General features: G+C 65.6%; 24 protein-coding genes. 6 read left to right on the top strand and 18 right to left on the bottom strand.

All coding sequences use genetic code 11. The features are described from left to right. Positions 1 to 144: 144 nt before the first annotated feature. The 4 genes from mftD to mftA are packed head-to-tail and all read right to left on the bottom strand — an operon-like array spanning position 145 to position 2,940. Positions 145 to 1,338, bottom strand: a complete 1,194-nt coding sequence (gene mftD, locus BST13_RS19205; protein WP_083165613.1) for a pre-mycofactocin synthase MftD — start codon at positions 1,336 to 1,338, stop codon at positions 145 to 147. Between the two features lie 2 nt (positions 1,339 to 1,340). Beyond that, positions 1,341 to 2,534: a mycofactocin radical SAM maturase gene (gene mftC / locus BST13_RS19200; RefSeq protein WP_083165612.1), complete on the bottom strand. Its 1,194-nt coding sequence runs from the start codon at positions 2,532 to 2,534 to the stop codon at positions 1,341 to 1,343. Then, positions 2,531 to 2,842 (bottom strand): mycofactocin biosynthesis chaperone MftB, encoded by a 312-nt coding sequence (mftB, locus tag BST13_RS19195; RefSeq protein ID WP_083165611.1) that lies wholly within the window; start codon positions 2,840 to 2,842, stop codon positions 2,531 to 2,533. The genes mftC and mftB overlap by 4 nt, the downstream gene beginning before the upstream one ends. 2 nt (positions 2,843 to 2,844) lie before the next feature. After that, the gene (mftA, locus tag BST13_RS19190) at positions 2,845 to 2,940 is read right to left on the bottom strand and encodes a mycofactocin precursor MftA (RefSeq protein ID WP_063827636.1); all 96 of its coding nucleotides are present in this window, start codon (positions 2,938 to 2,940) and stop codon (positions 2,845 to 2,847) included. Between the two features lie 93 nt (positions 2,941 to 3,033). Here mftA and mftR point away from each other — a divergent pair, with 93 nt between their 5' ends. After that, positions 3,034 to 3,618 carry a mycofactocin system transcriptional regulator gene (mftR, locus tag BST13_RS19185; RefSeq protein ID WP_083165644.1) on the top strand — a complete coding sequence of 195 codons (585 nt, stop codon included), beginning with the start codon at positions 3,034 to 3,036 and terminating at the stop codon, positions 3,616 to 3,618. On the opposite strand, the gene BST13_RS19180 is transcribed toward mftR, so the two are convergent. Beyond that, positions 3,619 to 4,335 (bottom strand): phytanoyl-CoA dioxygenase family protein, encoded by a 717-nt coding sequence (locus tag BST13_RS19180; RefSeq protein WP_211296124.1) that lies wholly within the window; start codon positions 4,333 to 4,335, stop codon positions 3,619 to 3,621. A 97-nt stretch (positions 4,336 to 4,432) separates the two neighbouring features. Between BST13_RS19180 and BST13_RS19175 the strand changes: the two genes are divergently transcribed. Further along, positions 4,433 to 4,948 (top strand): RNA polymerase sigma factor, encoded by a 516-nt coding sequence (locus tag BST13_RS19175; RefSeq protein WP_083165609.1) that lies wholly within the window; start codon positions 4,433 to 4,435, stop codon positions 4,946 to 4,948. Then, positions 4,948 to 6,222 (top strand): VOC family protein, encoded by a 1,275-nt coding sequence (locus tag BST13_RS19170; protein ID WP_083165643.1) that lies wholly within the window; start codon positions 4,948 to 4,950, stop codon positions 6,220 to 6,222. Before BST13_RS19175 ends, BST13_RS19170 begins: the two co-directional genes overlap by 1 nt. Positions 6,223 to 6,253: 31 nt before the next feature. On the opposite strand, the gene BST13_RS19165 is transcribed toward BST13_RS19170, so the two are convergent. Both BST13_RS19165 and BST13_RS19160 read right to left on the bottom strand, forming a co-directional pair. Then, a complete protein-coding gene (locus BST13_RS19165; protein ID WP_083165608.1) occupies positions 6,254 to 7,429 on the bottom strand; it encodes an NAD(P)/FAD-dependent oxidoreductase in 1,176 nt (391 codons plus the stop codon). Positions 7,430 to 7,488: 59 nt separating this feature from the next. Next, complete coding sequence (locus BST13_RS19160) at positions 7,489 to 7,935, bottom strand: Rv2324 family transcriptional regulator (RefSeq protein ID WP_083165607.1); 447 nt, start codon at positions 7,933 to 7,935, stop codon at positions 7,489 to 7,491. Positions 7,936 to 8,051: 116 nt separating this feature from the next. On the opposite strand from BST13_RS19160, the gene ddaH reads away from it, so the two are divergent. After that, positions 8,052 to 8,897: a dimethylargininase gene (ddaH, locus tag BST13_RS19155; RefSeq protein ID WP_083165606.1), complete on the top strand. Its 846-nt coding sequence runs from the start codon at positions 8,052 to 8,054 to the stop codon at positions 8,895 to 8,897. A 2-nt stretch (positions 8,898 to 8,899) separates the two neighbouring features. Beyond that, positions 8,900 to 10,135 carry an ornithine--oxo-acid transaminase gene (gene rocD, locus BST13_RS19150; RefSeq protein ID WP_083165605.1) on the top strand — a complete coding sequence of 412 codons (1,236 nt, stop codon included), beginning with the start codon at positions 8,900 to 8,902 and terminating at the stop codon, positions 10,133 to 10,135. Positions 10,136 to 10,207: 72 nt separating this feature from the next. Here the strand turns inward: rocD and BST13_RS19145 are convergent, their stop codons facing one another. The 4 genes from BST13_RS19145 to BST13_RS19130 form a co-directional block, all read right to left on the bottom strand. After that, on the bottom strand, positions 10,208 to 11,056 hold the full coding sequence (locus tag BST13_RS19145; RefSeq protein WP_083165604.1) for a mycofactocin-coupled SDR family oxidoreductase: 849 nt from the start codon (positions 11,054 to 11,056) through the stop codon (positions 10,208 to 10,210). 81 nt (positions 11,057 to 11,137) lie between these two features. Continuing rightward, on the bottom strand, positions 11,138 to 12,382 hold the full coding sequence (locus BST13_RS19140; RefSeq protein ID WP_083165603.1) for an arginine deiminase: 1,245 nt from the start codon (positions 12,380 to 12,382) through the stop codon (positions 11,138 to 11,140). 32 nt (positions 12,383 to 12,414) lie between these two features. Further along, a complete protein-coding gene (locus tag BST13_RS19135; protein WP_083165602.1) occupies positions 12,415 to 13,863 on the bottom strand; it encodes a basic amino acid/polyamine antiporter in 1,449 nt (482 codons plus the stop codon). A 30-nt stretch (positions 13,864 to 13,893) separates the two neighbouring features. After that, positions 13,894 to 14,709 (bottom strand): SHOCT domain-containing protein, encoded by an 816-nt coding sequence (locus tag BST13_RS19130; RefSeq protein ID WP_083165601.1) that lies wholly within the window; start codon positions 14,707 to 14,709, stop codon positions 13,894 to 13,896. A 113-nt stretch (positions 14,710 to 14,822) separates the two neighbouring features. Here BST13_RS19130 and BST13_RS19125 point away from each other — a divergent pair, with 113 nt between their 5' ends. Next, positions 14,823 to 16,187, top strand: a complete 1,365-nt coding sequence (locus BST13_RS19125; protein ID WP_083165600.1) for an MFS transporter — start codon at positions 14,823 to 14,825, stop codon at positions 16,185 to 16,187. A 64-nt stretch (positions 16,188 to 16,251) separates the two neighbouring features. Here BST13_RS19125 and BST13_RS38735 read toward each other — a convergent pair whose 3' ends face one another. The 7 genes from BST13_RS38735 to rpsL all read right to left on the bottom strand — a co-directional run bounded on the left by BST13_RS38735 (position 16,252) and on the right by rpsL (position 24,906). Further along, positions 16,252 to 17,484, bottom strand: coding sequence for a hypothetical protein (locus tag BST13_RS38735; protein WP_142282810.1), 1,233 nt, complete (start codon positions 17,482 to 17,484; stop codon positions 16,252 to 16,254). Between the two features lie 575 nt (positions 17,485 to 18,059). Beyond that, positions 18,060 to 19,274, bottom strand: a complete 1,215-nt coding sequence (locus tag BST13_RS19110) for a hypothetical protein (protein ID WP_083165597.1) — start codon at positions 19,272 to 19,274, stop codon at positions 18,060 to 18,062. A 375-nt stretch (positions 19,275 to 19,649) separates the two neighbouring features. Next, positions 19,650 to 20,465: a cutinase family protein gene (locus BST13_RS19105; RefSeq protein WP_083165596.1), complete on the bottom strand. Its 816-nt coding sequence runs from the start codon at positions 20,463 to 20,465 to the stop codon at positions 19,650 to 19,652. A 131-nt stretch (positions 20,466 to 20,596) separates the two neighbouring features. Next, a complete protein-coding gene (gene tuf / locus BST13_RS19100; protein ID WP_029369150.1) occupies positions 20,597 to 21,787 on the bottom strand; it encodes an elongation factor Tu in 1,191 nt (396 codons plus the stop codon). Positions 21,788 to 21,870: 83 nt separating this feature from the next. Continuing rightward, positions 21,871 to 23,973, bottom strand: a complete 2,103-nt coding sequence (fusA, locus tag BST13_RS19095; RefSeq protein WP_083165595.1) for an elongation factor G — start codon at positions 23,971 to 23,973, stop codon at positions 21,871 to 21,873. A gap of 88 nt (positions 23,974 to 24,061) precedes the next feature. Then, a complete protein-coding gene (gene rpsG, locus BST13_RS19090) occupies positions 24,062 to 24,532 on the bottom strand; it encodes a 30S ribosomal protein S7 (protein ID WP_018601866.1) in 471 nt (156 codons plus the stop codon). After that, on the bottom strand, positions 24,532 to 24,906 hold the full coding sequence (gene rpsL, locus BST13_RS19085; RefSeq protein ID WP_003881867.1) for a 30S ribosomal protein S12: 375 nt from the start codon (positions 24,904 to 24,906) through the stop codon (positions 24,532 to 24,534). Before rpsL ends, rpsG begins: the two co-directional genes overlap by 1 nt. Between the last annotated feature and the right edge of the window lie 109 nt (positions 24,907 to 25,015).

Raw genomic sequence — 25,015 nt, 5'->3', positions numbered from 1 at the left:
GAGTGCGCCAATTGTTGAAGCATGAGCAGCAATTGATTTCCCGGAACTTCTCCGCCGGCTCCCCAAAGCCATCACGTGCGCCTCTCCAGCCACCCCTGTCACGGGGAGGTTACGCGCTACGGACCGTCCCGACCAGACCCCCGGTCAGATGCCAGCGGTCGGTGGCACTCCCAGCGACCGCAGGAATCCCGGCGGCACCAAAATGTCATCGGGCGACAGATCGTGGATCGAGGCCTTGCCGAGCCCGCGCAACGCCGAGTCGATGCCACCCGAGAGGATGTCGAGCACATTCTCCACGCCGGCCTGTCCGTTGGCCGCCAGACCCCACAGGTAGGCCCGGCCGATCATGACGGCCCGCGCACCCAGCGCCACGGCCTTGACGACGTCGCTGCCCCGCCGGACACCGCCGTCGAGCAAAACCTCGACCTGATCACCGACCGCCTCGGCGATGGCAGGCAGGCACCGGATCGACGCAGGCGTGCCATCCAGATTGTTGCCGCCGTGGTTGGACACGGTGATCGCCGAAACCCCGGCATCGACAGCACGTTTGGCGTCATCGACCCGCACCATGCCCTTGAGCAGGAAAGGACCGCCCCACTGCTCGCGCAGCCAGGCGATGTCCTCCCAGGTCGGCGGCGGGGTCGCCATCCATTGCCCGTACGCCTCGAAGAACGTCGGACCCGGCTCGCCGCGGCGCCCCTGATTCGGAACCCGTAGGTCCGGCGGACGCAGATGCTTGCCGAAGCTCCACAGCCAGCGCGGCTTGGTGAGCACCTCCGGAGACATCTTGATCATGGTCTTGAGATCCATGCGCTCGGGAATCTTGGGGCTGCCCCAGTCCCGGCCGTGGCTGAAGCTCCAGTCGGTCGTCGCGATCAAGCCGACCGCGCCCGCGTCCTTCGCGCGCTGTACGCGCTCGGCGATCTCGTCCCGGCTGCCGAGCCAATAGATCTGGAAGAAGATCTTGTCGTTGACCGCGGTGACTTCTTCCATCGGCTTGCTGGCAAACGACGACAGACCCATCGCGGTGCCGCGCGCCGCCGCGGCGCGGGCGACCGCCACCTCGCCGTCGGGGTCGACCGCCTGCACACCGGTCGGGGAGATGATGACGGGCATCGAAATGTCCTGACCCATCACGGTTGTCGACATCTCACGTTTTTCGGTGGCCCCGACGACGTGCGGGGCAAAGCCGAGTTGGGCAAATGCCTCGACATTGTCGGAGACCGACACGCCCTTCTCACTCGCCGAGATCAGCGAGGAGTAGGCGGACCGGGGCAGACGTTTCTTCGCTCGCTGCTGAGCGATGGCGACGGTTTCGAACCAGGTATCGCGGGCCATGATCAGATCGGACTTTCGTTGCAGAACTTCTTGGGAGGAACAGTGAGGAGCTTGAGCGGGACGGGTCCCTTGCGCGGGGCGGTGCGGGAGTGGTCGACGCTGGGCTTGGGCTTGTCCCGCTCCAGCGCGAGTGCGGGCTCTCCGTAGCCCTGCACGCACTCGGGGTCGGGGCCATCCATCGGCAGACCGGTGAAGAACTTGGCGGCCATGCAGCCACCGCGGCAGCTGTCGTAGTGTCCGCAGCTGCCGCAGGCACCGGCCGACTGCGGTTCGCGCAGCTCGCGGAACAGCGGGGCGTTCTGCCAGACGTTCTGGAAGCCAGCCCCAAAGCCGCTGTCCGACAGGATGTTTCCGGCCAGGAAGCGGTCATGGATGGCGAACGGGCAGGCATACACGTCGCCCACCGGATCGATCAGGCAGACCACCCGGCCGGCTCCACACAGGTTGAGCCCGGCCAGCGCGCCGGGCTCGCCCAGGCCCGACAGGTGGAAGAACGAATCCCCCGTCAGCACCCGCTCACCGTGGGCCACCAGCCAGTCGTACAGCTGACGCTGCTGGGCCGCGGTGGGGTGCAGTTCGTCCCAGACGTCGGCGCCGCGCCCCGAGGGCCGCAGCCGCGTGATGCGCAGCGTGGCGCCGTACTGATCGGCCAACGCCTTGAAATCGTCGAGCTGGTCGACGTTGTGGCGCGTCACCACCACCGAGATCTTGGCGTCCTTGAACCCGGCGGCCTTGAGGTTCTCCAAGGCCCGGACGGCCATGGCGAACGAGCCGGGTCCGCGCACCGCATCGTTGATCTCGGCGGTCGCCCCGTCCAGGGAGATCTGAACGTCGACGTAGTCGCTGGCCGCCAGTTTCGTCGCCACCTCAGGCGTGATGCGCACGCCGTTGGTGGAGAACTTCACGCCGACATGATGGGCGGTCGCGTAGTCGACAAGCTCCCAAAAGTCCGACCGCACAGTGGGTTCGCCGCCACCGATGTTGACGTAGAACACCTGCATGCGTTCCAGCTCGTCGATGATGTCCTTGCACTGCTGGGTGGTGAGCTCACGCGGATCGCGTTTGCCCGAGGACGACAGGCAGTGCACGCACGCCAGGTTGCAGGCGTAGGTGAGCTCCCACGTCAGGCAGATGGGCGCGTCGAGGCCGTGCTCGAACTGCTCGACCAGTCGCGGTACAGGTGCTACGGAAGTCATCGGTTCTCCTTGAGAACGAGCATCTTGGACTGGGCGAGCACACCCAGGGCATGCAGGTACGGGGCCTGCTGATCGTCGCCGATCCCGGCGGCCCGGCACGCCGACCGGACATCGGGATGGTCGGCCAGGGAGTTGACCACCGTCACGATCGTCCGGTTCTTCAGGAACGAAAGCTTGCGCGTACCAAAGTGATACAGCAACGCACCGAACGGCTCCGGCCGCACCGCCACCTGGTGGTGCAGCCGCCAGCCGCAGCCCGGATCGAACGAAGGTGCCGCACCGGCGGGTGCGGACACAGGCCCGGTCATGGTCAGTAGACCCCGCACATCCCGTCGATCGACACCTCTTCGACGAGGGTCTCGGTCACGAGTTCGGTGTCGGATTCGACTTGCTGATTCGGTTCCATGGATTTGCCCCTTTCGTACGCTGGGCCTCGACTATTGTGACCCAGGTCGCAACAATATGGCATCGAGTGCCGAAATGGAAGGCCGGGTTTCAGATGAGTGCGGGACGGCGTCGGTCGACCACCCAGGACCACATCGCCGGAGTGGCCATCGAGTTGTTCGCGGCCCGCGGGTTCGACGACGTCAGCGTCGACGACGTGGCCGCCGCGACGGGTATCTCGCGGCGCACGCTGTTTCGGTACTACCCGTCGAAGAACGCCATCCCCTGGGGCAACTTCGATGCACACCTGCAGCAGTTGCGTGAACTGCTCGCGACCCTGAGTCCGCGCGTGACCCTGCGCGAGGCCCTGCGCGAGGCCCTGCTCGCCTTCAACACCTACGAGGCCGATGAGATGGCCCAGCATCGGAAACGCATGCGCGTGATCCTGGAAACCGCTGGCCTCCAGGCATATTCGATGACCATGTATGCGGGCTGGCGCGAAGTCATCGCCGGCTACGTGGCCGTCCGCACCGGTCGGGTGTCCACGGACCTGATCCCGCAGACCGTGGCGTGGCTCATGCTCGGGGTCGCGCTGTCGGCGTACGAGCACTGGCTCGCCGACGAGTCGGTGTCGCTGACCGACGCCATCGCCGAAGCATTCGACATCGTCTCGCCCGGCCTTGACGCGTTGGCCGAGTAGCTAGCGCCACACGCAGGCGAGCGCGGAATCGCTGTCCGGGCCGAGCGGTTCGGTCAGCACGATCGGCGCCTGCGACATGAATCTCGGTGTGCTGCCCCGATGTTCGTCGGCCGCGTGCACGGTGAACGGATGCAGCAGGTACATGTCGCCCGGAACGCCCGTCGCGTGCGCAACCGGCCGGTCGCAGGTCGCCGCGTCGACCATCGCACCCGCCGTGGGCGCGTCCACCGGCTCCCCGCCCAGCGCCGTCGCGACATCGCGGTGCGACCCCGCCCGAATCCGGGTCGGCGCGTCGTCGGGACCCACTTCCGACAGCAGTGTCAGCAGCAGCATGGTGTGCGGTCGATCGCTGACCATCCAGGCACCGGTCGAATCCGGCGTGTTGAGGTCGATGTGCCAGCCCCGGTCATCGGCAGGCGGGTGGACCGGAAACCGCACCGGAATGTTTCCGAGCGCACGCCGGGGCTGCCAACCACCGGCCCCGCACATCGCGTCGAGCGCGGCGGCCAACCGCACGCTGGACGCCAGTTCACCGAACGGTCCGGCGCCGGTCAGATCGGCGGTCCAGACCACCGGCTGGGTCCACGACTGCGGCCGGGCGGGCGACAGTCCCATCTGATGCCACAGCAGATCCCTTGCCTGATCTGCGATCTGGCGAGGCGCCGCCCGCTCCACCTTGACGTACCCGTCCCGGATAAAGGCGTCGACATCGATCACGTCATCCACCATCGCCCACACGCAGCCGGACAAGCGAACGATTATTCACGGAAAATTGGGGTGTCGGAGTTCGGGCCCCAACGGCGACGATAGAGATGTGAGCGCCGAAACAGACGCTCCGCGGGCACTGTTAGCCCTCTACGACGAGGCGCTGCCAGTGGTGTACGGGTACTTCGCCCGGCGCTGCGGTGACCGCGGAACTGCCGAGGACCTGACGTCGGAGACGTTCCTGGCGGCGATGGATGCCGCCCGCAAACCGTCGCCGCCGCAGCTCTCGGTGCCGTGGCTGATCGGGGTGGCCCGGCACAAGCTCGCCGACCATTACCGGCGCCGCCACGACCGATTCAGCATCCCGGTGGCCGAGTTGCCCGAGCCGGTCGAACCGGCCGACGACTGGGATGCGGAGCTGGACCGCATCGTGGCCGAGAGCGTGCTCGCTCGCCTGCCGGAGCAACACCGCACCGTGCTCGCACTGCGCTACATGGACGACTGCACCGTGCCCGAATGTGCCGAGCTGATCGGCCGCACCGTGCAGGCCACCGAAGCTCTTCTGGTGCGGGCCCGCCGGGCATTTCGAACGCAGTATCCAGGACCGGAAGGAGGGAAGTCATGATCAACAACAACCACGATCCGCTGACCGTGCTGACTGACGCCGACCTCCCGGTTGCCCCGGACCCGCAGTTCGCTGCCACGCTGCGAGCGCGTCTGGAATCGGCTCTCACACTTCCGAATCGAACGCAAGGAGTTGTCATGACAGGCACTGATACCGCCATCGCAGACCTGAATTCTGAACCTGCTGCCGCGTCTCCGCCCGCCGCGGTCCCCTACCTGGCGGTTCCCGACGCCCGCGCCGCCATCGCCTGGTACACCGAGGCGCTCGGCGCGGTGCAGGTCGGCGAGCCGATCGTGATGGACGACGGCCGCATCGGCCACGCCGAACTCAGGCTCGCCGGAGGCGTGCTGTATCTCGCCGACGAATTCCCCGACATGGGCCTGAAAGCCCCAGCACCGCAAGCAAATTCGGTAAGCCTGATGCTGCACGTGACCGATACCGACGCGGCGTTGAACCGAGCTCGCCGCCACGGTGCGCATGTGCAGCGGGAGCCGTATGAGAACTACGGATCGCGCAATGCGACCATCATCGACCCTTCGGGCCACCGCTGGATGCTGTCCGGCCCGTCGACCGGTGTGCCCGCTCTGATCCAGCACGGCGACGTTGGGTATGTGTCGGTGTGGGCCCCCGACCCCGACAAGGCCGCGGCGTTCTATGGACATGTCCTGGGGTGGATCTATGACCCGGTCGCCCGCAAGGTCACCAACACCGTGCAGCACGTCGGGATCTATCCGATGCCCGGTCCGCCCACGCTGTTCTGCTGCTACGCCGTCGACGATCTCGACGCGGCCCGGCAGGCCATCACCGCGGGCGGTGGCACCGTCGGTGAACCCGACGAACGCGAATTCGGCACGATCCTGGACGCCACCGATCCCAGCGGCACAGCTTTCGCGGTGTTCCAGCCGTCCACCGAAGTACCCCGTCCCGCCCTCAATGGCGCAGGGCCAGGCGAACTTTCGTATCTCACCTATGAGGTGACCGATTCAGCGGCGTTCAAGGAGTTCTACGGCCGGGTGTTCTCCTGGACGTTCGAACCGGGCCGGATCAACGACGGCTGGGGCATCCAGGGCAGCCAACCGATGTCCGGCATGGCAGGCAGCAGCGCGACCACCACCACCGTGCCCATGTGGACCGTCGCCGACATCGACACGGCGGTCGCGCGGGTGCGCGAAGCCGGCGGGACCGTGCTGCAGGAACCGAGCCAGCAGCCCTACGGATTGATGGCCGAGTGCACCGACGACCAGGGCAGCCGGTTCTACCTCGGCCAGTTCTAGAGCGCCGGCTCCAACCGCCGAGCGGGGAAAGTCAGCCGAGAACGTCAGCGATGGGAGCGCCTGCGGCGATCTTGCTGCGGACCTTCATCACCTTGCCCGGCATGCCGCCGCCGACGACGCCGACGACCACGCCGTCGCGCTCGTAGTAGGCCAGGAACTTGCGGCCGTCGTCCTCGACGACATGCACGGTGTCCTGTGCCTCGGGCTCGCCCAGGCATTGGATCTTCACGTCGTACTGGTCACTCCAGAAGTACGGCACCGAGCTCACCCGCGAAGCTTCCTGGCCAAGGAGCGCAGGAACCAGGGCACGGGCCTGGTCGGCGACGTTGCTCCAATGTTCAACGCGCACTTGATCTCCGACCTCGGTACGCCATGACGCCACGTCGCCGATGGCCCACACGCCGGCGACGCTGGTCCGGCCCACCTCGTCGCAGACCACGCCGTTGTCGAGCGCGACGCCGCTGCCGTCCAGCCACTCGACGGCCGGATGGGAACCGATGCCTACCACGACCAGGTCGGCGTCCAACTCCGTGCCGTCGCCCAGAACGACCTGCTCGACCTTGTCGGTGCCGCGCACCTCGATGACCCCAACACCGCAGCGGACGTCGACACCCTCGGCTTGGTGCAGCCGGGTGACCAGAGCGCCGATCGTCTCCCCCAGCACCGACGCCAGCGGCGTGGGCTGCGGCTCCACCAGCACCACCTCCACGCCGAGCTTGCGCAGGCTTGCGGCCACCTCGCAGCCGATGAAACCGGCCCCGACCACCACGGCGCGCCGCGCCGACCCGGCGTCGGCACGCAGCGCCAGGCTCTCGTCGTAGGACCGCAGCACCCGAATACCCGGCAGGTCGGGGAAAGAGCGGATGCGCTTGGGCACCAAGCCCGTCGCGATGATCAGCTGGTCGTAGGCCACCTCACTGCCGTCGGCCAGCGTGACCGACTTGGCGGTGGTGTCCACCGACTGCGCGGCAGAGCCGAGGCGCAAAGTGATGTTGTTGTCCGCATAGAATTCAGCGGGCTTGAGCGTGACGTCGTCGGTCTCGGCACGCAGCACTTCCTTGGACAGCGGTGGCCGATCGTAGGGCAGATGGTCCTCGTCGCTGATGATCGTGATCGCTCCGGAGTACTCCGAACGTCGCAGCTGCTCAGCGGTTCGGGCAGCCGCGAGGCCACCTCCGACGATGACGATGCCCCCAGGTGTAGTCACGAGGGGGTTTCTACACGATCATCCCGCAGGGTGGTAGGCCACCCTACTGATGGGCGCTATCACGGCCTGGCCCGCTCGATGAGCCTGGAGAGCACCACGATGCTCTCACTGCGCTCGATGTCGGCGCTGGCCCTGATGCGTTCCAGTGCCTCCTCCAGGTGTCGCATGTCGCGCGCGAGGACGTGCAGGATGGCGTCGGCGGTGCCGGTTACCGTTGCGGCACTGACGACTTCGGGGATGCTGACCCACGCGGCACGCAGCTCGGCGGGCGCGATGGTGCCATGACAGAACACCTGTACGTAGGCCTCGGTGCGCCAGCCCAGGGCGTTGGGGTCGACAACGGTGGTGAAACCGCGGATCACCCCGTCGGCGATCATGCGGTCCACTCGCCGCTTGACAGCGGGTGCCGACAGGCTCACCCGCTGCCCGATCTCGGCGTAGGTGGCCCGGGCATGTTCGGCAAGCTCGGCGAGGATCCGCTCGTCGGTCTCGTCAAGACGCTCCATGTCATTCCTCTGCGCGCAACAGAACACCGAAAAGGGGCTCTGTTTGCAATGTATCGCTGGTAGACGCGCAATATCCAGCGATTGATTGCGTGGCGGCAGGTTTCTATCGTCGATTCATGACAACAGTTCACGATGTCATGCGCACTTGCGCGCCCACCGCGCGCCGCGCCACCACCCGCAGCTACGCCATGACGGAACCCCGGCATTTCGCCGTGGAGTACGCAATCAATCCGTGGATGGACACCTCGACGCCGGTCGACTCGCAGCGCGCGGTGGACCAGTGGAATGCCCTCCGCCGGACATACCTCGACCTCGGCCACACCGTCGACCTCGTCGCGCCCCGCCCAGGCTTGCCCGACATGGTGTACGCCGCCAACGGGGGCGTCGTCGTCGGCGACACGGCCGTGGTGGCGAGATTCGCGTACCCACAACGCGCACCCGAGGCCGATGCCTACGCCGAATGGATGACCGGACGAGGCCTCACACTCGCGCATACTGAGCATGTCAACGAAGGTCAGGGCGACGTTCTCGCCGCCGGATCAATCCTGTTGGCGGGCTGGGGTTTTCGTACGGAGCGCGCCGCGCACGACGAGATCTCCGCCATCACCGGACGGCCCGTGGTGAGCCTCGAATTGGTCGACCCGCGCTTCTACCATCTCGACACCGCCCTGGCCGTGCTCGACGACACCACCATCGCCTACTATCCGCCGGCGTTCACCGATGCCGGCCGGACCCGGATCGCCGAGCTGTTCCCCGACGCCATCGAAGTCGCCGACGCAGACGCCCATGTGCTGGGTCTCAATGTCGTCTCCGATGGCCGTCACGTCGTGATGCCCGCGGCGGCCACCGGTTTCGCGACCCAACTCCATGACGCCGGATTCGAACCGATCGGCGTCGACCTCACCGAACTGTTGAAAGGCGGCGGATCCGTCAAATGTTGCACCCTGGAACTACACCCGTGAGCATGCTGGACGGCGTGGACACCGACACAGTCTCCGCAGCCATCGCACTCGACGATCGCTACGTCGCACATAATTACGCACCACTGCCGGTGGTGGCCGCCAGCGCGGAGGGGGTGTGGATCACGGATGTGACCGGCCGCCGATACCTGGATTTCCTGGCGGCGTATTCGGCCGTCAACTTCGGCCATCGCCACCCGGAGATCATCGCGACCGCGCACGCCCAACTCGACACCCTCACTCTCGTCAGCCGCGCATTCCACTCCGATCGGCTCGCACCGTTCTGCGCCGCACTGGCCGGGCTGTGCGGCAAAGACATGGTGCTACCCATGAACAGTGGCGCCGAGGCCGTCGAGAGCGGGATCAAGGTGGCCCGCAAGTGGGGCACCGACGTCAAGGGCGTGGCCCCGGGCGCCGGCAATATCGTGGTCGCCAACAACAACTTCCACGGCCGCACCACCACGATCATCAGCTTCTCCGACGACGAGACCGCGCGCCGCGGGTTCGGCCCGTACACACCAGGATTCCGCTCGGTGCCGTTCGGCGACGCCGACGCGCTCGCCGCCGCGGTCGACGACAACACGGTCGCGGTGCTGATCGAACCCATCCAGGGTGAGGCCGGGATCATCGTCCCGCCCGCGGACTTCCTGCCGCGGGTCCGCCAGATCTGCACCGAGCGCAACGTGCTGATGATCGCCGACGAGATCCAGTCGGGGCTCGGTCGCACCGGACGCACGTTCGCGTGCGAGCACTGGGACGTCGTCCCCGATGTCTACCTGCTGGGCAAGGCGCTCGGTGGTGGCGTGTTGCCACTGTCTGCGGTGGTGGCCGACCGCGATGTGCTGGGTGTGCTGCACCCCGGCGAGCACGGTTCCACTTTCGGCGGGAACCCGCTGGCCGCCGCGATTGGCAGCACCGTCGTGGGCATGCTGCAGCGGGGTGAATTCCAGGCCCGCTCAGCAGAACTCGGCACGCATCTGCACCGGCGCCTCGAGATGTTGATCGGCCACGGCGTGCAAGCGGTACGAGGCCTGGGACTGTGGGCGGGCGTCGACATCGACCCGGAGCTCGGCACCGGCAAGCAACTGTGCGTGGCGCTGGCCGAGCGCGGTGTGCTCGCCAAGGACACCCACGGGTCCACACTGCGGTTCGCCCCGCCCCTGGTGGTCACAGCCGACGAGATCGACTGGGCCGTCGACCAATTCGCCGACGCCCTCGCCGACGCGCGGCAGTCGCGTTAGCTGGGCGAGCAGACACCGCGGTGCGCCAACCACGGCGTGTCGGGTACCGCGGTGTCTGCTCGCGGGACGAACTCAGTACTTCAGCACACCGCGGTCAACGGCGATCTGGCTGCCCGACAGCGTGGCCGAGCCATCCCCGGCCAGCCAGGCCACCACATCGGCGACCTCTTCGGGTGTCATGAAGGTGGACAGGCCTTTGCCGTCCTGTCCCACCGGCTGCAGCGGCATCGGCGCGAAGCTGTGCAGGTAGTTCGGGTGCTTGGAGAACACCGCGGCCATGGCCTCCGGCTCGATCATCGGGGTGTCGATCGAATACGGGTGGATGGAGTTGACCCGAATTCCGTACTCCCCCACCTCCAATGCCAGCGCATTGGTCAGCGCCACCAGGCCGTGCTTGGACGCCGAGTAGTGACCGTTGCCGGGCGTGGCCTTGAGACCGGCCGACGAACTGACGATGACGATGGAGCCGCCGTTGCCGGCCTCGATCATCGCGGGCACTGCGGCGCGGATGGTCCGCCACGTTCCGTTGAGGTTCACGTCGACGACGGTGTCCCACTGCTCGGGCGACATCTCGAAGAGCCGGCCCCAACTGAGCACACCCGCATTGGCCACGACGATGTCGAGACGGCCGAACTGCTCGACGCCGTCGGCGACCACCTGTTGCTGGGCGGCGAGGTCTCGGATGTCGACCTCGCGGGCGAGCACCTTGCGGCCCGCGGCCTCGACCGCGCGGACCGTCTCGGCGAGATCCTCCGGCGTGGCCGGCGCATAGGTGATGGTGTCGTCCACCGCGCGACACACGTCGATGGCGATGATGTCGGCGCCCTCGTTCGCGAGGCGCACCGCATGGGCGCGGCCCTGACCGCGTGCTGCCCCGGTCACGAATGCCACCCGACCCTCGAGCGTTCCACTATCTGCCACGTCACCGGTCCTTTCGCTGAGTCAGCGATAGGCTAACAGCAAAAGTAGAACGTGTTCTAGACCCAGTCCAGTGGTCCCCCGTCACCATTGCACCGGATCGCGGATGATCGGACAGGTCATGCAATGCCCGCCGCCGCGGCCCCGGCCCAGTTCCGCGCCGACGATGGTGATCACCTCGATGCCCGCCTTGCGCAACAGCGAGTTGGTGTGGGTGTTGCGGTCGTAGGCGAACACCACGCCCGGTTCGACAGCAACCAAGTTGTTGCCGCTGTCCCACTGCTGACGCTCGGAATCATATTTCGTGCCACCGGTTTCCACGACACGCAGGCGACCGATCCCCAGCTCCGCGGCAACCATCTCGACGAAGGGTTTGGTGGCTTCCTCGACCTCCACCCCCGGCGCGGTATCGCTGGGACGCAACACGAACGTCTGGATCGCGTCGACGATCTCGGGATAGATGGTGACCACGTCACGGTCGGCGAAGGTGAAAACCGTATCGAGATGCATTGCCGAACGCAGCTTCGGCATGCCCGCCACGAGCACCTTCTCGGCCGCTTCGTTGGCGAACAGCTCGGCCGCCACCTGTGTGATGGCCTGCCGCGACGTCCGCTCGCTCATCCCGATCAACACGATGCCGTTGCCGGGCACCATGACGTCTCCGCCCTCGATGGTGGACAAGCCCCAACTCTCCTCGGGATCACCCCACCACAGCGTGGACCCGGCATAGTCGGGGTGGAAGGTGTAGATGGCCTTCATCAGCAGTGTCTCGTCGTGGCGGGCCGGCCAGAACAGCGGATTGAGGGTCAGCCCGCCGTAGATCCAGCAGGTGGTGTCGCGGGTGTAGAGCGTGTTGGGTAGCGGCGGCATGAGGTACTCCGTGATGCCGGCCGCCTCCCGGGCCAAAGAGCGGTAACCGGAAGACATTTCGGGTGGCAGGTCCCGAATCGACATCCCGCCGATCAGCAGTTCGGCGAGCCGTCGCGACGTCAGCGAGTCGAGGAAGCCGCGGGTGTCGTCGACCAGCCCGAGGCCGACCTCGTTGGGGACGATCTTGCTTTCCAGCAGCCACGTCCTGGCCTCGGGTATGTCCATCGTCTCGGTGAGCAGATTGTGCAACTCGACCACTTCGACGCCACGCTCACGCATCTTGTCCATGAAGTCGAAGTGGTCGCGCCGTGCGTTCTGCACCCACATCACGTCGTCGAACAGCAGGTCGTCACAGTTTGTCGGCGTCAGCCGTTCGTGGGCCAGGCCCGGCGAACACACCAGCACCTTCCGCAGCCTGCCCACCTCGGAATGCACGCCGTATGCGTCGGCCGGATCCATGTCGTTTCCTCTCGTCACACCCTCGAAAATGGCTAAATCTGGATGGCTCCCGAAACCAGGCCGTATACGCCTCCCACGGCCCCGATCAGGATGACCACGAACAGCGCGGCCTCAGCCGGACGGAACACCCGCAGGCCGCGTTCCCGGCGCGCAATCCAATACAACAGGGCCCCGGGGGCGTAGAGGATGCACGACAGCAGCAGGTGGTCCCATCCGGCGGCGTAAACCAGGAACAGCGTGTAGAACGTCGCCAACGCCGCAATGACCGTGTCGGGCACCAGCGAGCGGCGATCGCCGTAGGTCTCGCGGGTGACGGTCAGTTTCAGCGCGTATCCGGCGGCCAGCAGGTATGGGATGACCGCCAGTGCAGCCGTCAGATCCAGCATGAAATCCAGTGCCTCGGACGTGAACAGCAGCAGGATCAGCAGCAGCTGCACCAGCCCGCCTGCCATCATCAGCGCGGTGACAGGCGCGCCCTTGGCGTTCTCGCGGGCCAGAAATCTCGGCATGTCGTCGGTCTTGGCCGGGATGTAGAGGATCTCGGCGGCCATCAACGTCCAGGCCAGGTACGCACCGAGTACCGACAGGATCACCCCGACCCTGATGAAAATCGAGCCCCAGTGCCCCACAATCGATTCCAGCACGGAGGCCATGGACGGCTGCGCGACGCCGGCCAGCTCGGACTGCGGGAGCACACCGTAGGACGACAGTGTCACCAGCATGAACACCGCCAGTACCGACAGAAAGCCGATCACCGTGGCGCGGCCGACATCCTCGCGCTTGCGGGCGAACCGCGAATACACGCTGGCGCCTTCGATCCCCATGAACACGAACACCGTGATCAGCATGGTGCCCTTGGCCTGGTCGAAAAGTGAGGCCCAGGAATAGTTCCCGTCGCCACCCCAGAAGTTGTCGGCGAATACGCCCGCCTTGAAGGCGATCAGGGCGATCACGATGAACACCAGGATCGGAACCACCTTGGCGAAGGTCGCGATCCGGTTGATGATCGCGGCTTCCTTGACGCCGGCCAGGATCAGGGAGAAGAACAACCAGACGCCGACCGACGAGCAGAGCACCGCGACGACGGTGTCCCCCGCACCGAGCGCGGGGAACAGCGCGCTCGTCGTCGTCATGATCAGCACCCAGTACGACGTGTTGCCTGCGCACGCCGACGCCCAGAACCCGAACGCGGAATTGAAGCCGACGTAGTCACCGAACCCCGCCTTTGCGTATGCGTAGATGCCGGCGTCCAGATCGGGCTTGCGCGTGGCGAGCCGTTGGAACACGAACGCCAGCATGAGCATGCCCGTGCCCGCGATCGTCCAGGCGATCAGCGCACCGGCGACACCGGTCTCGACGCCGAATCGGCGTGGCAACAGGAAGACACCCGAGCCGACCATCGATCCGACGACCATGGCGGTCAACGTGGGAAGGCTGACCTTCTGATCCTTCTCTGCCGTCTGTTGGTCGGATGCGACCACTGCCGTCCCCCCGAATTGATCTGCCGACTCTTATAACTCCGAGATGATCTGCTGTCGTTTGGCGGTGTACTCCGCGTCGGTGATGGCACCGGTGGCGCGCAATGTCTCCAATTCCTGCAACCGCTGCGCGGTCGACGGTTCGGGGGCCTGCACGGTGGGCGCAGGCACGGGTGCCGCCGGGGCCTGCTGCGCCGCCGCACGGCGCACCACATTGGTGACTTGTTGGCGCACCACAGGGTTGGACCTGATGTCGACGGTGCCGTTCATCGGGACGTTGTTGGCCTTGAGGATCCGCAGGATCTCCAGCAGCGGCCCGGCCTGCCCCGACAGATCGTAGGTCCGGCGGTCCTCGTCCACGGTGAACTGAGCCGGCACCAGACCGCCTACCAAAGCACTTCGCTGCCAATCGATTTGATAGTCCCTGGTGGCGGGGTCGACCAGCGCGACGAGTTTGCGGCCGGTGATCAGCGGCATCCGCGTCACCGAGGCGATGACCCGGTCCTGGCTCTCGAACGGCGTCAAACCCGGCCCTTCGATGCGGAGATCGAGCTTCACAAGTGGTTGATCGTTGATCATGGTGCCGGTTTCGGCGATGCCGATGACCTGAGCAAGTGCCAACACACCCTGCTGTTCCAGGAACTGCGACTTGGCAGCGGACTTGGCGCCGTAGTTCGCCAAGGCCAGGGCGATCAGAACATCGGCCGCAGTGATCAGCAGACCCGTCCAGAACATCCACCGCACCAGGCTGCTCTCGCCGATGGCGAAATACACGACGAGAAAGATCGGCCCGACCAGGCCGCCGCAGAGCAGCACCCACAGCTGAGCCTTCAGATACCGCCCGACCACCTGACCCTCCTCAGGATCGCCGATACGGGTGTCAGATTATCGTCATTCATCCTCGATGTCTGGACTGCGCGCAGGAAACTTACGGTTGTGACAGATCATCGGAGGTCGCGGCGGTGACGGCGCCGACCGCATCCCGCGACCGCTGGATCCTCGCGGCCGTCTCCACCGCGCTGTTCTGCGTCCAACTCGACTATTTCGCCGTCAACCTCGCCCTGCCCACGATGGCGGAGGATCTGGACACCACGGCCACCGATCTGCAGTGGGTGATCAGCATCTACATGCTCACCCTGGGAGCCTGCATGGTGCCTGCCGGCCGCATCGGCGACATCTTCGGCCGCAGGCGCACCCTGCTGATCGGCATCGCGGTGTTCGGCGCGTCGTCGGCGGTGTGCGCGATGGCCCCGTCCGCGGCATGGGTGATCGGCTCGAGAGCAGCCCAAGGATTGGGCGCGGCACTGATCTTCCCGGTCTCGGTGAGTGTGCTGACCAACTCGTTTACGGCGGAGCGGGCTTCCCGGGCCATCGGATTGGCTTATGGGATAGGCGGATTGGGCAACGCGGCGGGCCCGTTGGTCGGCGGTCTGCTCACCCAGACGGTCGGATGGCGCGCGATCTTCTGGTTGCTCGTGCCCCTGGCCGTCGTCTCAGCCGTGATCGGCGGCCTCACCATGTCGGAGAGCTCCGACCAAACCGTGCCACGCCGGATCGATCTCACCGGGCTCGCTCTGATCACCATTGGCATCGGCCTGTTCACGCTGACCTTCGATCGCGGCCCGAGTTGGGGTTGGCTCTCGCTGCCGACAGTGGCGGCGTTCATCATCTCGATCCTGACCATGACGGCGTTCGTCGTGACCGAGCACCGGGTCAAATGGCCGTTGGTGGATCTCTCGCTTCTGCGCGACCAACGGTTCACCGCGCTGATCCTCACGGGCACCGTGGCCAACATCGCCTATGTGGTGGCGATCTACCTCTCGACCTTGAATCTGCAGGAGGTACGGGGCCTCGACCCGTTGACCGCGGGGCTGGCATTCCTCGGCCCGTCGGCCGGCGCCGCAGCAGGCGGTGTGCTCTCCGGACGGCTGGCCACGAAGTACCCACCCATGGCGGTGATGGGTACGACAGGTGCGGCCGCCGCGATTTCGCTTGCCGTGCTTGCCCTCTCACGCGGTTGGCCGCTCTACCTCATCGCACTGACAGCCTGCGGCTTCACCATGGGATTGGTGTACGCGTTCACCACAGTGGCGACCCAGGCAGTCGTACCGCCTGAGCGGGCCGGCGCTGCGGCGGGCGTGGCGCTGACCTCCATGGTGACGCTGGGTGGCGTCGGAATCGCGGTCACCGGCACCGTGCTGGAGATGCTCGAACACGCGGGATCGTCTCCCGGAGGCGGGATTTCGGCCATCCTGCTGACCATCGCGATCTTGCTGCTGCCCACCTCACTGCTGGTGCTGGGGTGGGCCAAACAGACCACCCGATGAGAAAGCGCTGGACCGCCGCCGGTTGACGGCGACGGTCCAGCATTCAGTGGTTCCTTTCGCGATGTCAGCCGATCTTGACGCTGCTGCCGTTGCCGTTGAACTTCGAGGTGTTGACGCTCGTCCTGTTCTTCGACGTATTGCCGCTGTTGGCACTGGAGTTGGCCGAGCTGGTGGCACTGCCGCTGGTGGCACTGCCACCCGTCGCGCTGCTGGTGCTCGACTGGACTGAACCCGCGCTACCGCCCTTGGTGGTGCCACCCGTGGTGTTGCCGGTGGTGGCATTGCCGCCCGTGGTCGCGCCGCCGGTGGCCGAGCCACCCTGACCGCCGCCCGATGTCGCCGATCCTCCGGTGCCCGCGCCTCCAGTACCTGCGCCGGCAGTCTGGTTGGTGGTGCCGCCGCCGGACGTTCCGCCTCCGGCCGTCTGGGAGGTCGTCACCGCGCCACCCGTGCCGGCCCCGCCGGTCTGCCCGGTGGTCGCCGCTCCGCCGGTCGCCCCGCCACTTGAGGTGTCCCCACTGGTCGCGCTACTGGTGGTAGTCGGCCCGGTCGGGCCGCCCGCGGTCGCAGTGCCATCTCCGGTGCTGACAACAGCTGCCGTACCACCGGTCTGCGTGTTGACCGGCGCGGACGCATCAGTCGCCGGGTTGGCGCTGACAACGGCATCCGTCGCGGGGCCACCTGTGGTGGCGCCGTTGACATTTGAGCCGCCCAGTCCGGCGCCGCCGGTGTCAACGGCAGCGTTCGTACCGCCGGTCGACGTCCCACCGGTGGTGGCGCCATTGACGTTCGAACCGCCGACACCTGCCCCGCCGACCCCCGAACCACCTGTCGAAACCCCACCGACGCCTGCTCCGCCGACGGCCGGGCTAACGCCGGTCGTGGTGCTCGCCGCCGTGCCGCCCGTCGTCGGACCACCAACCGCAGCTCCACCCGTGTTGACCGCGGTATTGGCCGAGGTGCTGGTGCCCGGACCACCGACTGCCGATGACGTGGCCGGGCCGCTGCTCGAGACGCCGCCGACGGCTGGGCTCAGCACGCTGGCCTGCGGATTGTTGATGTTCCCCGACGCGGTCGACTTCTGGGTGGTGTTGCCGTTGCCCGTGGTCCCGACCACTGTGGTGGTCTTGGGGCTGGGGTTGAACAAGTTCGAGAAATTGAACAACGAGGCGTTGGCCATAGGTGAATCCAGCGCAGCCAAAGCGCCGAATCCCAACGCAGTCGTACCGGCAACGGTGCCGGCCGCGAGCGTCTTGTTCCACGAAGTCGGCTTGCGAGGCTTGGTGTGCTTACCCATTGTCTGAGCTCCTTGGTATTTGCTGTTTTTGGGCATGGCTGTATTAATTGAGGGACCCGTGAAGGTCCGATCCATGAAATGCATTCGCACATGGCCGGCCTGCATCAGCCGCCAAACAGGAAAGGCGCCGGGCGCGCCTAATCACCAGGTGGACTACGGCTTATGTCTTCCAATTCATGCGCACCGAGACTGCAGATTGTCATATCTACACACCTCCCCTGAAGTGCCATTTGAGCTGGAATCTATTGCGCTTTACACAACCGTGTCAAGCATTTAATTTCGCTGTGTTGTTTGCTTTTTCAATTGCAAATATATGGACGACGAGTACCGTTTCGCGGGGTCGCACACACGCGAAAACACATCACATCAGATTGAGTTACACGTCGAATGCACGGCACGCGTAGTACCGAATTCCAGCAGAATTCAACGGGCAGCTGTCGGCGACAATTCAGCCCATCGGCTATCGCGCAATTGGCGATGCTTCAATTGACGGCGCCCGCACGGGCCCGTCCGCGGAAAACTAACCTGCGGGCGCTCTCATGGCGGCAGGTCGGTGTGGTGCTGATAACGCGATGTCATCCGTCAGCCTTTGCGTGGCGCGGGCCTGCGCCGGACTGACCGGACAGCTTCGAGGCGATCGAACGCACACCGCCCAGCGCACCACCACCGAACGACGTGGTGCGCGCTTTCGGCGACGGCGACGATGCGGTGGATACCGAAACCGACGTGACACCCGCCCCGGAGGACTGCGTCGAAGCCGGGCCGGAGGTCGACGTCGGCGGCCGGAAGGACAGCGACGGCAAGGCAGAGGTCGTCTGGCGGTTGAAGATCTGCCCCGAACGGTTGGACTGCTGGGTGGTGTTGCCGTTACCGGTCGTGCCGACGACGGTCGTCGAACCGCCGCCCCCGCTCACATCCGTGCTGCTGCCGTTCCCGTTCCCGCTCGACACATTGCTGGTCGTCGAGTTGTTGCTGGTATTGCTGCCACCGAAGCTGCGTTGCGGATTGATGATGTTGAAGGACAGGAACGACGTCTGGACGGTGTTGCCGTTGCCGGTCACGCCCCCGACGGCGGTGGTCCCAGATCCTCCCGTCGAGTCCACGGTGGTGCTGCTGTTGTTGCCGTTGCCTGCGGACACATTGCCGACGGTGGTGTTGTTGCTGGTATTGCTGCCGCCGAAGCTCCACTGCGGGTTGATGATGTTGCCGGAGCCGATCGCGATCTGCGTGGTGTTGCCGTTGCCGACCGCCGCGCCGACCATGGTTGTCCCAGCTCCCGACGTCACCGTGGTGCTGCTGTTGTTCCCGTTGCCGGTGGCGACGTTACTGACCGATGAGTTGTTGCTCGTGTTGCTGCCGCCCATGCTCAGCTGCGGGTTGATGACGTTGTACGAGAAGATGTCGACTTGAGTGGTATTTCCCGTTCCGGTGGTGCCCGCCAGGTTGATGGTCTGGGACCAGAACGTGGACCCCGCGACGACCGTGCTGTTGTTGCCGTTGCCCGCAGCAATGCCGCCCGCCGTCGAATTGCTGCTGACGTTCGACCCCGGGATCGCGACCTGAGGGTTGATGATGTTGCCCTCGAGGATGTTGAGCTGAGTGGTGTTCCCGGCTCCGCCGGCCGGGAGAATGATCGACAGGGCTTCCGCCGCGGGGGTTTCCGCGACGGCGCCGATACAGAACGCCGCGCCCCCGGCGGCTACCGTGCGGGTGAGGACCGAGTGTCTCGCCGGCATCCTGTGCGCGCCGCGCGTACGTCGCGTGCCCGGACCATGGTCGTTATCAGCCATCAGCGGCGCTCCCCTCAACTGACAGCACTGTCAATTTCGATTTCGCAAGCAGACAGTAAGCTTTGCCATAAGGTGTGTCAAGGATCACGTTGTAATCAGACGGGCAGATGCGCGGCAAAGCCAGATGAGCCTTGTCGGCCATTTCTCATGCGCGCGTGGAGGCACGCCCATTCCCGCATCTTTGCTGGTCAAAGCAATAAACGCGGCCACAACGCTGGTGGCGCGGCAATTCCTGACCAATACCCACAGCAAATTGCCAGCGATGGTGGCGTGCGCAACCTCGATCTAACCGTGATCTGCAGAAAAATTTGCCAGAATCGCCGACTCTTGCGCGGTTCGACTGGTAAGGTAATCGGCCGCTCTACGCGAGGACCGTCACATCGGCGGTCCGACGGTGGCCGTGTTGCCCACCGGCAGCGCCGCTCCCAGCAGCTGGTACAGCGGCCAGGTCCAGGCGTACCCGCCAGACCGCGCCCGCGCATAGCTCGTGTGGATGGCCACCCCGGCCGGTGTCACCTCGTCGTCGTCGGTGATCGCGTCGCAGACCGGATCCCCGACATCGCACACACTGATGGTGCGGGAGCCGACGGCTACCGGCAACGGAGTCGTCGGCGCATGCGCCATCAGCGGCCACTGCTGCGCCATCCCCTTGCCGGCAGCACCGCGCACGGCGGTGGCGCTACCGAGGTTGTACGTCGGGTCGGCGGGCAACCGGTCGCCGTCGGCGACCAGCAGAACAGCCGCAAGATTGGGATTGCCTGCCAGGGTTTGCAGGTTCCGGTGGACCACCATCGCGCCCTGTGAATAGCCGGCCAGCACCACCTTCGTGGAAGGGCACTGCTGGGTGAATGCGGTGTACTGGTTGGCCAGCGCGGCGACGCCGGCGTCGACACTGCTCATGAAGCCCGCCCAGCCGAGCAGGTTGCCTGTGTCGGGTACCGCGACAGCGGGATAGTTGACCGCCTCGGCGGTCATGGTCCGACCATCACGCTGTACCTGCTGGGACAGGTCCTGTAGTGACTGGTACACCACGCGACCCATGCCGCCGTAGGAAGCCGGGTCGTCACGTTCACCTGAGCCGGCAACACCGATCCAGTGAACATCGGGGCACGCCACGGCGTTGGCGGGTGCCACTGTCAATCCGATGAGGCCGACGGCGCAACATACCGCCACGAACAGACGACGAATCACAGCGGAACCCCCTACCCGTACACAGCAAAACTACCTGCACTATCGCCCCAGCAGTCACAGGCGTTACGCAATTGCTACACGCAAAAGCGGCGCCCACCCGAAGGTGAGCGCCGCTTTGCAGCAGATCGAACTTACTTGTTGATCTTGGTAACCCGGCCGGCGCCGACGGTACGGCCGCCTTCGCGGATCGCGAAGCGCAGGCCCTCGTCCATGGCGACGGGCTGGATCAGCTTGACGGAGATGTCGGTGTTGTCACCGGGCATAACCATCTCGGTGCCCTCCGGCAGCGTCACAACACCGGTCACGTCGGTGGTGCGGAAGTAGAACTGCGGACGGTAGTTGTTGAAGAACGGCGTGTGGCGGCCGCCCTCGTCCTTGGACAGGATGTAGACCTGGCCCTCGAACTCGGTGTGCGGGGTGGTGGTGCCGGGCTTGACCACAACCTGGCCACGCTCGACGTCCTCACGCTTGATACCACGCAGGAGCAGACCGACGTTGTCACCGGCCTGGCCCTGGTCGAGCAGCTTGCGGAACATCTCGACACCGGTGACCGTGGTCTTGGTGGTGTCGGGACGGATGCCGACGATCTCGACTTCCTCGTTCACGTTGATCACGCCACGCTCGACGCGACCGGTGACCACGGTGCCACGACCGGTGATGGTGAAGACGTCCTCGACGGGCATCAGGAACGGCTTGTCGGTCTCACGAACCGGATCCGGGATCGACTCGTCGACCGCATCCATCAGTTCCTCGACCGACTTGACCCACTTCTCGTCGCCTTCCAGCGCCTTGAGCGCCGAGACGCGGACGACCGGGGCTTCCTCGTCGAAGTCCTGCGCAGCCAGCAGCTCGCGGACCTCCATCTCGACGAGCTCGATGAGCTCCTCGTCGTCCACCGCATCCGACTTGTTCAGCGCGACCAGGATGTAGGGCACACCCACCTGGCGGGCCAGCAGCACGTGCTCGCGGGTCTGCGGCATCGGGCCGTCGGTGGCGGCGACCACCAGGATGGCGCCGTCCATCTGGGCCGCACCGGTGATCATGTTCTTGATGTAGTCGGCGTGACCGGGGGCGTCCACGTGGGCGTAGTGGCGCTTGTCGGTCTGGTACTCCACGTGGGAGATGTTGATGGTGATACCGCGCTGACGCTCCTCAGGCGCATTGTCGATCTGGTCGAATGCGCGCGATTCGTTCAACTCCGGGTACTTGTCGTGCAGAACCTTGGTGATTGCTGCAGTAAGCGTGGTCTTGCCGTGGTCAACGTGACCGATGGTCCCGATGTTGACGTGCGGCTTCGTCCGCTCGAACTTCGCCTTCGCCACTGTGGTGTCCTCCTGGACTGTGTTGGTGCTTGTACTTAAGCAGTGTTGATGTGTTCAGTTGTGCGGTCTGCGAGGCTACCGGGTTACTGACCCGTCGCCTTCGCAATGATCTCCTTCGACACGTTCGCCGGAACCTCGGCGTACGAATCGAACACCATGGAGTAGTTCGCCCGGCCCTGCGTCTTCGACCGGAGGTCGCCGACGTAGCCGAACATCTCCGACAGCGGAACCTGCGCCTTGACGACGCGCGCACCACTGCGCTCCTCCATGGCCTGGATCTGACCACGGCGGGAGTTCAAGTCGCCGATCACGTCGCCCATGTAGTCCTCGGGCGTGGTGACCTCGACAGCCATGATGGGCTCGAGAATGACCGGCTGAGCGGCCTGAGCGGCCTTCTTCAGCACCTGCGAGCCGGCAACCTTGAATGCCATTTCCGAGGAGTCGACCTCGTGGTAGGCGCCGTCGAGCAGGGTGACCTTCACGTTCACCAGCGGGTAGCCGGCGAGCACGCCGTACTGCATGGCGTCCTGCGCACCGGCATCCACCGAAGGGATGTACTCGCGCGGGATGCGGCCACCGGTGACCTTGTTCTCGAACTCGTAGGTCGCACCGTCCTCGCCGTGGAACGGCTCGAGGTCGATGAGCACCTTCGCGAACTGGCCCGAGCCACCCGTCTGCTTCTTGTGGGTGTACTCGACCTTCTCCACCTTGCGGCGGATGGTCTCGCGGTAGGCCACCTGCGGCTTACCGACGTTGGCCTCGACCTTGAACTCGCGACGCATGCGGTCCACCAGGATGTCCAGGTGAAGCTCGCCCATGCCGCCGATGACGGTCTGGCCGGTCTCCTGGTCCAGGTGCACCTTGAAGGTGGGATCCTCTTCGGCGAGCTTCTGGATCGCGGTGCCCAGCTTCTCCTGGTCACTCTTGGTCTTGGGCTCGATGGCCACCTCGATAACCGGGTCCGGGAAGGTCATCGACTCCAGCACGACCTGGTTGTTCGCGTCGCTCAGGGTGTCACCGGTGGTGGTGTCCTTGAGGCCGATCACCGCGTAGATGTGGCCCGCAGAGGCCGTCTCGACCGGGTTCTCCTTGTTGGCGTGCATCTGGAACAGCTTGCCCAGACGCTCCTTCTTGCCCTTGGTGGCGTTGATGACCTGGGCGCCCGACTCGACCTTGCCCGAGTACACACGCACGTAGGTCAGCTTGCCGAAGAACGGGTGCACGGCGATCTTGAACGCCAGCGCAGCGAACGGCTCGTCGGTGGACGGACGACGCAGGATCTCCTCGTCCTCCTTGCCCGGGGCGTGGCCACGGACCGACTCGACGTCCAGCGGCGAGGGCAGGTAGTCGATGACCGCGTCGAGCATGGGCTGCACGCCCTTGTTCTTGAACGCGCTGCCGCACAGCACCGGGTAGAGCTCGCTGGACACGGTCAGCTTGCGGATCGCGCCCTTGATCTCGTCGATGGTGAGCTCTTCGCCACCGAGGTACTTCTCCAGGAGCGCCTCGTCGGTCTCGGCGACGGTATCCAGCAGTTCGCTGCGGTACTCAGCGGCCCGCTCGGCCAGATCCGCGGGGATCTCGACGGTCTCGTAGCTCTCGCCGAGCTTGGTCTCGCCGCGCCAGACCTTGGCGTTCATCTCGACCAGGTCGACGATGCCCTCGAAGTCGTTCTCGGCACCGATCGGCAGCTGAATCACCAGCGGCTTGGCGCCGAGGCGGTCCTTGATGGTCTGCACGGTGAAGTAGAAGTCCGCACCCAGCTTGTCCATCTTGTTGACGAAGCAGATACGCGGCACGTCGTACTTGTCGGCCTGACGCCACACTTGCTCGGACTGCGGCTCCACGCCTTCCTTGCCGTCGAACACGGCCACGGCGCCATCGAGCACACGAAGGCTGCGCTCCACCTCAACGGTGAAGTCGACGTGCCCGGGGGTGTCGATGATGTTGATCTGGTTGCCGTTCCAGAAGCACGTCACAGCGGCGGAGGTAATGGTGATACCCCGCTCCTGCTCCTGCTCCATCCAGTCGGTCGTGGAGGCACCGTCGTGCGTCTCACCGATCTTGTAGTTGACGCCGGTGTAGTAGAGGATGCGCTCGGTCGTCGTCGTCTTGCCGGCGTCGATGTGCGCCATGATGCCGATGTTGCGGACCTTGCTCAGGTCAGTCAGCACGTCCTGTGCCACGGAAGTCTTCCCACTCTTTCGCTTGCTTGATTAGGTGTTCGGATGCACCCTCACGGGCGTCCGACACTGGACGCCCGGAGGGCGGACATCACCAGCGGTAGTGCGCGAAAGCCCGGTTCGCTTCGGCCATCTTGTGAGTGTCCTCACGACGCTTCACAGCGGCGCCAAGGCCGTTGCTCGCGTCGAGGATCTCGTTGGCGAGCCGCTCGACCATGGTCTTCTCGCGACGGGCCTTGGAGAAGCTCACCAGCCAGCGCAGTGCCAGCGTGGTGGAGCGATCGGGGCGAACCTCGACCGGGACCTGGTAGGTGGCGCCACCGACGCGGCGGCTACGCACCTCGAGGGCGGGCTTGACGTTGTCGAGCGCACGCTTGAGGGTGACGACCGGATCGGTGCCGGTCTTGTCACGGGCCTGCTCCAGCGCACCGTAGACGATGCGCTCGGCCAGCGACTTCTTGCCGTCCAGCAGAACCTTGTTGACCAGCTGGGTGACCAGCTGCGACCCGTAGACCGGATCGTTGACCAACGGACGCTTCGGCGCGGGACCCTTGCGCGGCATCAGCTCTTCTCCTTCTTGGCGCCGTAACGGCTACGGGCCTGCTTGCGGTTCTTGACACCCTGGGTGTCCAGCGACCCGCGGATGATCTTGTAACGGACACCGGGGAGGTCCTTCACACGACCACCACGCACCAGCACCATCGAGTGCTCCTGCAGGTTGTGACCCTCACCCGGGATGTAAGCGGTGACCTCAACGCCACTGGTCAGCTTCACGCGGGCGACCTTACGAAGCGCCGAGTTCGGCTTCTTCGGGGTGGTGGTGTACACGCGGGTGCACACGCCGCGGCGCTGCGGGCTGCCCTTGAGGGCCGCGGTCTTGACCTTCGCGACCTTGTCGCGGCGACCCTTGCGGACCAGCTGGTTGATGGTTGGCATGTACCGGCTTTCTGTGTGTTGCTTTGTGCTGCTCTGTTGTTCTTCAAGTCTCTGTACTGCGGTTACCCCCGAGTCGCGTACCCCGCGATCGGGCGTGTCGCACGTGCTC

The sequence above is a fragment of the Mycobacterium aquaticum genome, assembly GCF_002086485.1.
GTDB classification, from domain to species: domain Bacteria; phylum Actinomycetota; class Actinomycetes; order Mycobacteriales; family Mycobacteriaceae; genus Mycobacterium; species Mycobacterium aquaticum.
This window is presented reverse-complemented; position numbering and strand designations above follow the sequence as displayed.